This is a genomic window from Amycolatopsis tucumanensis, from assembly GCF_021654135.1.
GTDB classification, from domain to species: Bacteria; Actinomycetota; Actinomycetes; order Mycobacteriales; family Pseudonocardiaceae; genus Amycolatopsis_E; species Amycolatopsis_E tucumanensis.
Window position 1 is genome coordinate 1 of sequence record NZ_JAKGSD010000023.1, and the last position, 12,066, is coordinate 12,066.

Here is a 12,066-nt window from a genome sequence, read left to right on the forward strand (position 1 = left end):
AGCTAATCAACTGGCTTTAGCTCATCAATACACTGTTGAGTTCTCAAACAACACGAAGCTGCTGCTTCTATAAAGCTTTTGTGTTCTCGCGGAGGGCGTCAGCAACCCTACTGGTTTAGTAGTAGTGGTTGGCGACCCACCCGCGGGCCGACCAAGAACTTTACCCGGTTCGGTTCGCGGTGTCAACACCGCCCGACCCTGGTCCGTCCGCCGGGGCTTTCGGCCCCGTCGTCCCGGTCTCCCTGGCGACGAAGAGAAGATTACATGCCCCGGAACCCCCCTGAAACAGGGGGGTCCCTTAACGGCATTTCCCCTGGTCAGAGCACCGGCAGGAGCGTCTTGAGCTCGTACGGCGTGACCGAGCGCCGGTAGGCGTCCCACTCGGCGCGCTTGTTCCGGAGGAAGAAGTCGTAGACGTGCTCGCCGAGCGCGTCGGGCAGCAGCTCGGACTTCTCCATCTCGGCGAGAGCCTCGCCGAGGTTCTGCGGCAGCTGGTCGTACCCGGCCGCGCGGCGCTCGGCGTCGCTCATCGACCAGATGTTGTCCTCGGCCGCCGGCGGCAGCTCGTAGCCCTTCTCGATCCCCTTCAACCCGGCGGCGATCACGACCGAGTACGCCAGATAGGGGTTGCAGGCGGAGTCGATCGTGCGGATCTCGACCCGTCGCGACGACGCCTTGCCCGGCGAGTAGTTCGGCACCCGCACCAGCGCGGACCGGTTCGCCCGGCCCCACGACACCGTGGTCGGCGCCTCTCCCCCGCTGATCAGCCGCTTGTACGAGTTCACCCACTGGTTGGTGACGGCGGAGATCTCCCGCGCGTGGTGGAGCAGGCCGGCGACGAAGGCCTTGCCCGTCTCGGACAACTCGTACGGGTCTTCCGGGTTGTGGAACGCGTTGCGGTCGCCCTCGAACAACGACACGTGCGTGTGCATCCCCGAGCCGGGCTGCTCGGTGAACGGTTTCGGCATGAACGTCGCACGCACCCCCTGGGTCAGCGCGACCTCCTTGACCACATACCGGAACGTCATGACGTTGTCGGCCATGGTCAGCGCGTCGGCGTAGCGCAGGTCGATCTCCTGCTGCCCCGGCGCGCCCTCGTGGTGGCTGAACTCGACCGAGATGCCCATCGCCTCCAGCGCCTCGATGGCGTGGCGGCGGAAGTGCGTCGCCGTGGCGTGACTGGCCTGGTCGAAGTACCCGCCGTTGTCCGCGGGCTCCGGCTCGCTGCCGTCCGACGGCAACGACGAGAGCAGGAAGAACTCGATCTCCGGGTGCACGTAGCAGGTGAACCCGGCCTCCCCCGCCTTCGACAGCTGGCGCCGCAGCACGTGCCGCGGGTCGGCCCAGGACGGCGACCCGTCGGGCATCGCGATGTCGCAGAACATCCGCGCGGAGTAGTGCCCGCCCTCCGGGGTCTCCCAGGGCAGCACCTGGAACGTCGACGGGTCGGGCTTCGCGACCATGTCCGATTCGTAGACGCGCGCGAAGCCTTCGATGGCCGATCCGTCGAACCCGATCCCGTCGCTGAAGGCGCCCTCCAGCTCGGCGGGGGCCACCGCCACCGACTTCAGGAAACCGAGTACGTCGGTGAACCACAGACGGACGAACCGGATGTCACGTTCTTCCAGCGTGCGCAGCACGAACTCCTGCTGGCGATCCATGGCCGCACCCTACGCATGGCGTGTTAACGGCATGTTTCGTGGTTCCGGTGTTGCCCTGACGGAGGGAATGACCAGCGACATCACCGCAGCCAGCGCGCACAATCCGCCCGAGATGTACCACGCGAGGTCGTAACTCCCGGCGTGGTCGTGGATCAGGCCGGCGCCCACCGCGGCGATCGACGCGCCGACCTGGTGGGACGCGAAGACCCAGCCGAACACGATGGGACCGCTCAGGCCGAAGTGCTCACGCGCCAGCGCCACCGTCGGCGGCACCGTGGCGACCCAGTCCAGGCCGTAGAAGATGATGAAAGCCCACATCGGCGGCTCGGTGGTGGGCGCGAACAGGTGCGGCAGCACGATGAGCGACGCGCCGCGCAGGAAGTAGTACACGCCGAGCAGGATCCGCGGGTTGACGCGGTCGGTGAGCCAGCCGGAGGCGATCGTGCCTGCCACGTCGAAGATGCCGACCAGCGCGAGCAGCGAGGCCGCGGTTGTCGGCGGCATCCCGTGCTCGTGCGCCGCGGGCACGAAGTGGGTCTGGATCAGGCCGTTGGTGGAGGCCCCGCAGATCGCGAACCCGCCGGCGAGCAGCCAGAACGCCCGCGTCTTCGCGGCCTGCCCCAGCACCTGCAGCGCGCGCCGGGCCGCTCCAGTCGACGGCGGCAACTCCTCGGCCTCGGTCGCGCCGTACGCGGTCAGGCCGATCTCGCTCGGGTGGTCGCGCAGGAAGATCAGGGTGATCGGCACGACCGCGAGCGCGGCGAAGGACACCACCAGCGACGCGGTCCGCCAGCCGTCGTTCGTGGCGATCGCGGCGAGCAGAGGCAGGAACACCAGCTGCCCGGCCGCGCCCGCGGCGGTCAGGATGCCGCTGACCAGGCCGCGGTGGCGGACGAACCAGCGCGCGGTCACGGTCGCGACGAACGCCAGCGCCATCGAGCCGGTCCCCAGCCCGACCAGCACGCCCCAGCACAACAGCAGCTGCCAGCTCGCGGTCATGAACACCGTCAGACCGCTGCCCGCCGCGACCAGGACCAGCGCGCCGGTCACGACCTTGCGCATGCCGAGGCGCTCCATCAGCGCAGCGGCGAACGGCGCGGTCAGGCCGTAGAGCAGGAGGTTGATCGACACGGCGGCCGAGATCGTGGCCGTCGACCAGCCGAACTCCTCGTGCAGCGGGTCGATCAGCACGCCGGGGGTGGCGCGGAACCCGGCGGCGCCGACCAGCGCGACGAAGGCCGCGAAGGCGACGAACCAGGCCGGGTGGATGCGCGACTTCGTTCTTGTCACCGGTACATGCTCGCCGACCGCGATCACCCGGACGAGTGGCCGGAGCGCCAATATGTGCAAGAATCCGGCCATGCACCGGGTTGTGGTCCTCGCGGTCTCCGAAGTGGTCGGGTACGACCTGAACATCGCGCCGCTCGTGTTCGGCACCGCGGCACAGGACGGCGAACCGCTCTACGACGTGCGGGTTTGCGGGGTCAACGACCGGCCGGTGCGGGTCAGCCACGGCTACGACGCGCAGCTCGGCCACGGCCCGGAAGCACTGGAGGACGCCGACACCGTCGTCATCCCCGGCACCCGCGTGCACGGGCCGCGGCGCGATGGCGTGCTGCCGCCCGACCTGGCCGCGGCGCTGGCCCGGATCCCGTCATCGGCGCGGCTCGTGTCGATCTGCACCGGCGCCTTCGTGCTGGCCGCCGCCGGCGTGCTCGACGGCCGCCGCGCGACCACCCACTGGGCGCACGCGCCCGCCTTCCGGCGCCTCTACCCGCAGGTCGACCTGGACGAGAACGTGTTGTTCGTGGACGACGGCGACGTTCTGACCTCCGCGGGGCTGGCCGCCGGCGTGGACCTGTGCCTGCACCTCGTGCGGTCCGACCACGGCAGCGCGGTCGCCAACCACGTCGCCCGCTACTGCGTGGTGCCGCCGTGGCGCGACGGCGGGCAGTCGCAGTTCATCGAGCAGCCACTGCCCGAGGCCGACGGCAGCACCGCCGCGACGCGCGCGTGGGTGCTGGAGCGGCTCGGCGAACCGCTCGACCTGGCCGCGCTCGCGAAGCACGCGGGCATGAGCGTGCGCACCTTCAGCCGCCGCTTCCGCGCGGAGACCGGGCAGTCGCCGCGGGCATGGCTGAACCAGCAGCGGGTGCTGCACGCCCGCCACCTGCTGGAGACCACGGATCTGCCCGTCGACCGGGTCGCGGCCGAGTCGGGGCTGGGCACCGCGGCTTCGCTGCGGCAGCACCTCAACGCGGCGATCGGCGTCGCTCCGCTGGCATACCGCCGGACCTTCGCCCGCCGCTGATCGCTACCTTGGACGCATGCTCCGCCGACGCACCGCCGGTGTCCTCGCCCTGGTCCTGGCGCTGTCCACCGCCTGTTCGGCCGCGCCAGAGGAACCGCTCCCCGACGGGCGCGCGCTCGTGGACGCCGCCGAGACGAGCCTGAACGGGATCCGCAGCGTGCGGTTCGACTTCAGCGTCAGCTCGACCATCCCCGGCCTGGACATCCGCGAGGTCAAGGGGCAGGCCAGCAAGGACGGCGGGCCGCACGGCACCGCGATCGGGCAGGCCGACGTGCAGGCCTCGGCGGACCGGTTCGAGCTGGACTACGTGCTCGTCGGTGAGACGCTGTTCCTCACCGACACCAAGGGCCAGCAGCGGCAGGCCCCCGTGCCCGCCGACTACAACCCGATGACGCTGCTCGACTCCGAGCGCGGCCTGCCCAAGCTGATGTCGGAGGCGACCGCGCTGAAGACGGAGACGAAGGAGGACGTCCTCGGCGTCGAGGCCTACCGGGTCACCGGCGAGCTGGCGAAGGACGTCATCTCCAGCGTCATCCCCGGCATCCAGGCCGACGTGGACATCAAGTTCTGGGTCACCAAGGCCGAGCCGCGCAACCTGGTGCGCGTCTGGATCCAGGTGCCGCCGCGGCAGCCGAACGAGGGCGCCATCCAGCTGGAACTGGCGCTGTCCGACCAGAACGTGCCCGTCGGGACGTCCACCGGCGGTTAGGCCTGGCAGCGGGTGCCCGGGGCCGGCTGGGAGCCGTCCACCAGGTAGTCCAGTCCGGCGACGTCGACGCACATGTTGCCGTGCAGGAACGCGGTGTGCTGGGTGCCGTCGACGGTGAGCAGCCCGCCGTGGAAGAGGTTCGCGAGGGTGACGCCGGCCTGGTACGGGGTGACCGGGTCGCCGGTCGTCGAGATGACCAGTGGTGGCGCGGCGGAGGTGACCGTCGGCCGGTGCGGCTGGGACGTGCTGGGCACCGGCCAGCTCGCGCACACGTCGAGTTCGCCCTGGTCGGGGCGGCCCCAGCCGAGGAACGGCGCGGCGTCGACCATCCGCTGCCGGGACACCGCCGGATCGACCGCACGCGGGTTGTCCACGCAGCGCACGGCGTAATAGGCGTCCTGCAGCGACGAGTACCGCCCGTCCGCGTCGCGCTCGTAGTAGCCGTCGGCGAGCCGGAGCAGGACCGAGCCGTCACCGCCGCGCAGCAGGCCGAGCCCGGTGTTGAGGAACGGCCAGGACTGGCTTGAGTACATCGCCTCGACCACGCCCGTGATGGCGTCCCGGTAGGACAGCCGCCTGCCGTCGCCGGTCTTCGCCGGAGCGCCGACCAGCGGCTGGACCAGGTTCTGGAACTCGGCCGCCGCCTTCGCCGGGTCCCGGCCCAGCGCGCAGCCGTCGTGGCGCGCGCACTCGGCGGCGAACTCGCCGAACGCGCGGGAGAACCCGGCGCCCTGCGCGACCAGCGAATCCGGATCGGTCGCCGCCGGGTCGATCGCGCCGTCCAGCAGCAACGCGCGGACCCGCTCCGGGAACGCCTCGGCGTAGCTGTAGCCGATCTGGGTGCCGTAGGAGTAGCCGAGGTAGCTCAGCTTCGCCTCGCCCAGCGCGGCCCGCAGGACGTCGAGGTCTTTGACCACGTCCCGCGTGCCCATGTTCGCCAGCATCGCGTCGCCGTGCTCGGTGCGCTGGGCGCACTTCGCCGCGAAGTCCTTCGCCTCCCCGGTCCACGCGGCGTCCGAGGCGCCCGGGTTGCCCGCCCGTTCGGCGTCGCGTTCGGCGTCGGTCAGGCACTGCACGCGCGGCTGGCTCGCGCCGACCCCGCGCGGATCGAAGCCGACGAAGTCGAACCGCAGGCCGATCGCGTTGTTCGACACCGTCGGCACCAGCCGGGCGGCCGCTTCCATGCCGGAACCGCCAGGGCCGCCCGGGTTCATGACCAGCGAGCCGATGCGGTGGGCCGGGTCGAGCGCCTTGTGCCGCAGCACGCCGACGGTGATCGTCTCGCCGCGCGGGTTCGCGTAGTCCAGCGGAACGGTCAGCCGGGCGCACTCCACACCGGGCGTGCGGAACGCCTCCGCGCTCTGCTGCCCCGTCGCGTACGCCGCGCAGTCACCCCACGCGAGCCGCTGGTCGTAGAAGCGGTCGAGCGCGTGGACGTCCGCCACCGGCGAGGGTGACGGCGGCGGCGCGGTGGCCTGCGTGGTGCACGCAGTCAGCGTGACGGCCAGCAGGCCCGCGGCGAGCAGCCTCCGGCGGCGGGGAAAACGCATCTCTCACATCGTGCCAGTCCGGTCACCGAGAGGTACAGCGCGCGCCTTCCGCAGGCAGGGTCCCGTCGATCAGGTAGGCGGTGCCGATGTCGTCCACGCAGTCGACTCCCTGCAGGAAGACGGTGTGCTGGGTGCCCTCGAACGTCAGCAGCGCGCCCTTCATCGCCTTCGCGAGGTTCACCCCCGCCTGGTACGGGGTGGCTGGATCGTTCGTGGTCGAGATCACCAGGACCGGCGGCACGCCGGCGACGTTCGGCTCGTGCGGCTCCGAGGTGTTGGGCACTGGCCAGAACGCGCACGGGTCGAGCGCGGCACCGTTGGGCCTGCCGTCGTCGAGGAAGGGCGCCACCTGGTCGTAGCGGTTCTCCGCCTCGAGGATCTCGGCGCGGTCGGTCACCGGCGGGTCGTCGACGCAGCGGATCGCGGTGAAGGCGTCCTGCGTGTTGGCGTAGTTGCCGCTGGCGTCGCGCTCGTTGTACTGGTCGGCCAGCGCCATCAACGTGGTGCCCTGGCCGCTCTTCAGCTCGTTGAGCCCGGCGTTCAGCGGCGCCCACAACTGCTGCGAGTACAACGCCTGGATCGCGCCGAGCGTGGCGTCGTCGTAGCTGAGGACCCGGCCGTCGCGGAGGCGGACCGGGTTCTCGATCAGCGGCCGCACCAGGTTCTGGAAGGCCCGGGTCGCGCCGGCCGGGTCGGTGCCGAGCGCGCAGTCGCGGCGGGCGGCGCACCACCTGGCGAAGTCGTTGAACGCGACGCCGAAGCCCTGCCCCTGCGCGACCAGCGACTCGACCTCGTCCTGGCTCGGGTCCAGCGCGCCGTCGAGGACCATGGCGCGCACGTTCTGTGGGAACGCTTCGGCGTAGGTGTAGCCGATCCGCGTGCCGTAGGAGTAGCCGAGGTAGGTCAGCTTCTCCTCGCCCAGCGCCGACCGCAGGACGTCCATGTCCTTGACGACGTCGCGGGTGCCGAGGTTCGCGAGCATCGCGGTGCCGAACTGGGTCCGCTCGGCGCACTTGTCGGCGAATTCCTTGGACTCGGCGTCCTGCCTGGCCACGCCTGCCGGGCTGCCGTCGGCCTCGAGGTCCTCGGCGCGCTGCTCGTCCCGCTCGGCGTCGGTCAGGCAGGTCACGTCGGGTTCGCTGGCGCCGATTCCGCGCGGGTCGAAGCCGACGATGTCGAAGCGCTTGCCGAGGTCGGTGTTCGCGACCCGCGGCGCGAGGCCGGCGGCGGCGTACATGCCGGAGGCGCCGGGGCCGCCCGGGTTGAGCACGAGCGCCCCGAGCCGGTCGCCCGTCGCCTTCTGCCGGAGCACGCCGATCGTGATCGTGTCGCCCTGCGGCTTCGTGTAGTCCAGCGGCACGGTCAGCCGGGCGCACTGGAGAGCATCAGCGCGGAAGGCGGACCTGATGTCGTCCGAAGTCGCGTAAGGTGCACAGTCGCCCCAGGTCAACGGCTGTGCGTAGAACCGCTCCAGCCCGGCGGGCACCACCCCGGCCGGGCCGGCCGACTCGGTGGTCGCCGTCGGCGCGGGAGCCGGCGCGGGCTCCGGCGAGGTGCAGGCCGCGACCGGCACCAGCAGGCAGGCGCCGAGGACGGCGGCTCGTATGGACCGGGACCTGGCTCGCTGAAGGAAGCGCACGTCGTGATCGTGCCATCCTGAGTGGGAACACAGGTGCACCGCCACCTCGTTGGCTGGTGGGTTGCGCGCGAGAAGGACAGGAGACCACGGGTGCCAGCACTGATCAGCCGGATGGGCAAGCGGCTGCGCAAGCTCATCGAGCGGCCAGGCAGCGTCGAGCTGACCAAGTACGAGGCGCTGCTGCCGGACATCGAGGCGCTCGAACCCGAGCTGGAGGCCCTGAGCGACGCGGAGCTGACCGAGCGCGCGGGCAAGCTCCGCCTGGAGGCCGAGCTCGGCGACTCGCAGCTGGTGGAGCTGTGCGCGCTCGGCCGCGAAGCCGCGCGGCGGGCGCTGGACGAGCGCGCGTTCGACGTGCAGCTGCTCGGCACGATGGGCCTGCTGTCCGGGCACGTCGTGCAGATGCAGACCGGTGAGGGCAAGACGCTGGCGGGCGCGCTGGCCGCCGCGGGGTACGCGCTGCAGGGCAAGCGCGTGCACGTCATCTCCGTCAACGACTACCTGGCCCGCCGCGACGGCGAGTGGATGAAGCCGGTGTACGACCTGCTCGGCGTCACCGTCGGCTGGGTCGACGGCAGCCTCACCCGCGAGGAGCGGCGCGCGGCCTACGACGCCGAGGTCACCTACGGCGCGGTCAGCGAGATCGGGTTCGACATGCTGCGCGACCGGCTCGTCACCCGCGCCGAGGACGTCGTCCAGCCCGCCCCGGAGGTCGCGATCATCGACGAGGCCGACTCGGTGCTCGTCGACGAGGCGCGGGTGCCGCTGGTCATGGCCGGTTCGGTGGACCAGGCGGTCGCCGACACCGAGGTCGCCAACGTGGTCCGGCGGCTGCGGCTGGGCCTGCACTACGAGACCGACACCGACGGCCGCAACGCGTGGCTGACCACCGCCGGCGCGTCCGTCGTGGAGAAGGCGCTCGGCGGGGTCGACCTGTACAGCGAGTCCGGCTCCGAGCGGCTGGCGGCCGTCAACGTCGCCCTGCACGCGCACGCGCTGCTCACCCGCGACGTCGACTACCTGGTGCGCGACGGCAAGGTCGAGCTGATCAACGCCTCCCGCGGCCGGGTCGCCGAGCTGCAGCGCTGGCCGGACGGGCTGCAGGCCGCGGTCGAGGCGAAGGAGCAGGTCGCGCCCACCGACCGCGGCGAGATCCTGGACTCGATCACCGTGCAGGCCCTGATCGCCCGGTACCCGCAGGTCGCGGGCATGACCGGCACCGCGGTCGCGGTCGCCGAGCAGCTGCGCGAGTTCTACCAGCTCGAAGTGGCGGTCATCCCGCCGAACAAGCCGAACGTCCGCGAGGACCTCGACGACCGGATCTTCGCCTCGCCGTCGCACAAGCTGCGCGCGATCGTCAAGGAGATCCGCGAGGTGCACGAGACCGGGCGGCCGATCCTCGTCGGCACGCAGGACGTCGCGGAATCCGAGGAGCTCGCCGAGAAGCTGGCGAAGGCCGACCTGCCGTGCGTCGTCCTCAACGCGCGCAACGACGCCGAGGAAGCCGCGATCATCGCCGAGGCGGGCAAGTTCGGCGCGATCACCGTGTCCACCCAGATGGCGGGCCGCGGCACCGACATCCGGCTGGGCGGCGCGGACGGCAAGGACCGCGAACGCGTCGCCGAGCTGGGCGGTCTGCACGTCATCGGCACCGCGCGGTACCCGTCGAGCCGTCTGGACGGCCAGTTGCGCGGCCGGTCCGGCCGCCAGGGCGACCCGGGCAGCGCGGTGTTCTTCGCGAGCCTGAACGACGAGCTGGTCACCTCGAACGCGCCGGACGTGCCCGATGGCATCGACGCGGACGACTCGGGCGAGATCACCGATCCGGCTGCCAAGCGCCACATCGACCACGCGCAGCGCGTCGCCGAGGGCGTGGACCTGGAGATCCACCGCAACACCTGGCGCTACACGCGGCTGATCGAGCACCAGCGGCGCGAGCTGCTGGAGTACCGCGACGAGCTGCTCCGGACCGACGCGGCCGCGGAGGCGCTGTCCGGCGAGAAGCGCTACGACGAGCTGACCGAGAAGGTCGGCGAGGAGAAGGCGAAGCAGGTCTGCCGCGAGATCATGCTGTACCACCTGGACCAGATGTGGTCGGACCACCTCGCGTTCCTCACCGACGTGCGGGAGAGCATCCACCTGCGCGCGCTGGCGCGGGAGACGCCGCTGGACGAGTTCCACCGCATCGCGATCCCGGAGTTCCGCAAGATCGTGCCCGCGATCAAGGAGCGGTCCGCCGAGACGCTCGCCGACGTGGAGATCGGCGACGACGGGATCGACCTGGCGGCCTCCGGCGTGCGGCGGGCCAGCTCGACGTGGACGTACCTGGTGCACGACGCGCCGTTCGACGCGGGCTTCGAGGAGACGCTGCGGCAGGTGCGCAGCCTCTTGCGGCGCAAGAAGAACTGAGCGGGCATCCGGGGCGTGGCCGACAATGAGGTCATGCTCCGGATCGCGCTGGCCCAGGTGAACCCGACCGTCGGCGACCTGACGGCCAACGCGGCGCAAACTGTGACGTGGGCCCGCAAGGCCGCCGAGGCGGGGGCGCACGTCGTCGTGTTCCCCGAGATGTCGCTGACCGGGTACCCGGTCGAGGACCTCGCGTTGCGGCGGACCTTCGCGGAAGCGTCGCGCTCCGCGTTGCGGGCGTTGGCTGCTTCGCTGGCGGACGCGGGTTGCGGCGAGCTGCTCGTGTACGTGGGTTACCTCGACCTGGACGACGTCGGTCCCCGTGACGCGGCAGCCGCCCTGTGGCGCGGCGAGGTGGTCGCGCGCCAGTTCAAGCACCACCTGCCGAACTACGGCGTGTTCGACGAGCAGAGGTGGTTCAAGGCGGGGCGGACGCTGGACGTGCTGCGGTTCCACGGCTGCGACATCGGCATGGTGATCTGCGAGGACCTCTGGCAGGACGGCGGGCCGGTGTCCGCGCTCGGGGCGGCCGGGGTCGGCGTGGTGGTGTCGCCGAACGCCTCGCCGTACGAACGGTCCAAGGACGACATCCGGTTGCCGCTGGTCGCGCGGCGGGCGGCAGAGGCCGGCGCTCCCTTGGTCTACGCGAACCAGGTCGGCGGGCAGGACGACCTCGTGTTCGACGGCGACTCGTTCGTGGTCGGCGCGGACGGCTCGCTGCTCGCGCGGGCGCCGCAGTTCGTGGAGCACCTGCTGGTGGCGGATGTGTCCGTGGACGCGGTGGAGTGCGTGCCGGGGACGTACGAGGGGCTCGAGGTGCGGCGGCGGGTGCTGTCGGCGGATCCGGCGCCGGCGTACGAACCCTTGCCCGCTGCGGTGCGCGAGCCGTTGTCCGACGAGGCGGAGGTGTGGTCGGCGCTGGTCGTCGGGTTGCGGGACTACGTGCACAAGAACGGGTTCCGCTCGGTGATCTTCGGGTTCTCCGGCGGGATCGACTCCGCGGTGACGGCGGCGCTGGCGGTGGACGCGCTGGGGGCGGACTCGGTGCACGGGGTGTCGATGCCGTCGCGGTACTCGTCGGCGCATTCGCGGGACGACGCGGCGGAACTGGCGCGGCGGCTGGGATGCCACTTCCGGGTGGAGCCGGTCGAGGAGATGGTGCGGGTCTACGTGGATCAGCTCGGACTGTCGGGCCTGGCGGAGGAGAACATCCAGGCGCGGGTGCGCGGCATGCTCCTGATGTCACTGTCCAATATGGAGGGACATTTGGTGCTGGCGACCGGGAACAAGACCGAGCTGGCGGTCGGGTACTCGACGATGTACGGGGACGCGGTCGGCGGGTTCGCGCCGATCAAGGACGTGTTCAAGACGCAGGTGTGGGCGCTGGCCCGGTGGCGCAACGCCGCGGCCGAGAAACGCGGTGAGGTGCCGCCGATCCCGGAGAACTCGATCGCGAAACCGCCGTCGGCGGAGCTGCGACCGGGGCAGCTGGACACGGATTCCCTGCCGGACTACGGGTTGCTGGACGACATCCTGGACGACTACGTCGAAGGCGACCGGGGTTACGCGGAGTTGGTCGAGGCCGGGTTCGCGCCGGAAACGATCGATCGGGTGATCCGGATGGTAGACCGTGCGGAGTACAAACGCCGCCAGTACCCGATCGGTACGAAGATAACTTTTAAGGCTTTCGGGCGAGATCGACGGCTGCCCATCACGAATTGCTGGCGCGGAGGGGAGTTCTGAGCCGGAAACTGTCGGACCCGGGTGCCATCATTCCCTCCATGCCC

Annotated in this window: 8 protein-coding genes; 4 read left to right on the top strand and 4 right to left on the bottom strand. The window is 71.0% G+C overall.

All coding sequences use genetic code 11. The features are described from left to right. Positions 1–317: 317 nt before the first annotated feature. On the bottom strand, positions 318–1,661 hold the full coding sequence (gene glnA, locus L2C96_RS22395; RefSeq protein ID WP_017987056.1) for a type I glutamate--ammonia ligase: 1,344 nt from the start codon (positions 1,659–1,661) through the stop codon (positions 318–320). Positions 1,662–1,670: 9 nt separating this feature from the next. Next, entirely contained in the window at positions 1,671–3,023 is a 1,353-nt protein-coding gene (locus L2C96_RS22400; RefSeq protein WP_272883077.1) for an MFS transporter, read from the bottom strand. On the opposite strand from L2C96_RS22400, the gene L2C96_RS22405 reads away from it, so the two are divergent. After that, the gene (locus tag L2C96_RS22405) at positions 3,022–3,972 is read left to right on the top strand and encodes a GlxA family transcriptional regulator (protein WP_020419695.1); all 951 of its coding nucleotides are present in this window, start codon (positions 3,022–3,024) and stop codon (positions 3,970–3,972) included. The genes L2C96_RS22400 and L2C96_RS22405 overlap by 2 nt on opposite strands. Before the next feature lie 16 nt (positions 3,973–3,988). After that, the gene (locus L2C96_RS22410) at positions 3,989–4,681 is read left to right on the top strand and encodes an LppX_LprAFG lipoprotein (protein ID WP_020419696.1); all 693 of its coding nucleotides are present in this window, start codon (positions 3,989–3,991) and stop codon (positions 4,679–4,681) included. Here L2C96_RS22410 and L2C96_RS22415 read toward each other — a convergent pair. Further along, on the bottom strand, positions 4,678–6,231 hold the full coding sequence (locus tag L2C96_RS22415) for an alpha/beta hydrolase (RefSeq protein ID WP_237337628.1): 1,554 nt from the start codon (positions 6,229–6,231) through the stop codon (positions 4,678–4,680). The two genes, L2C96_RS22410 and L2C96_RS22415, sit on opposite strands and share 4 nt — an antisense overlap. Before the next feature lie 22 nt (positions 6,232–6,253). Further along, positions 6,254–7,804 carry an alpha/beta hydrolase gene (locus L2C96_RS22420; RefSeq protein WP_237337697.1) on the bottom strand — a complete coding sequence of 517 codons (1,551 nt, stop codon included), beginning with the start codon at positions 7,802–7,804 and terminating at the stop codon, positions 6,254–6,256. 177 nt (positions 7,805–7,981) lie between these two features. On the opposite strand from L2C96_RS22420, the gene secA2 reads away from it, so the two are divergent. Then, a complete protein-coding gene (secA2, locus tag L2C96_RS22425) occupies positions 7,982–10,279 on the top strand; it encodes an accessory Sec system translocase SecA2 (protein ID WP_272883086.1) in 2,298 nt (765 codons plus the stop codon). Between the two features lie 33 nt (positions 10,280–10,312). Further along, entirely contained in the window at positions 10,313–12,022 is a 1,710-nt protein-coding gene (locus L2C96_RS22430; RefSeq protein WP_237337630.1) for an NAD+ synthase, read from the top strand. Positions 12,023–12,066: the final 44 nt, after the last annotated feature.

Coding starts and splice junctions, on each gene's coding strand:
- L2C96_RS22410 (WP_020419696.1), top strand. CDS start 3,989: ATGCTCCGCCGACGCACCGCCGGTGTCCTCGCCCTGGTCCTGGCGCTG.
- glnA (WP_017987056.1), bottom strand. CDS start 1,661: ATGGATCGCCAGCAGGAGTTCGTGCTGCGCACGCTGGAAGAACGTGAC.
- L2C96_RS22415 (WP_237337628.1), bottom strand. CDS start 6,231: ATGCGTTTTCCCCGCCGCCGGAGGCTGCTCGCCGCGGGCCTGCTGGCC.
- L2C96_RS22405 (WP_020419695.1), top strand. CDS start 3,022: ATGCACCGGGTTGTGGTCCTCGCGGTCTCCGAAGTGGTCGGGTACGAC.
- L2C96_RS22400 (WP_272883077.1), bottom strand. CDS start 3,023: ATGGCCGGATTCTTGCACATATTGGCGCTCCGGCCACTCGTCCGGGTG.
- L2C96_RS22430 (WP_237337630.1), top strand. CDS start 10,313: ATGCTCCGGATCGCGCTGGCCCAGGTGAACCCGACCGTCGGCGACCTG.
- secA2 (WP_272883086.1), top strand. CDS start 7,982: ATGGGCAAGCGGCTGCGCAAGCTCATCGAGCGGCCAGGCAGCGTCGAG.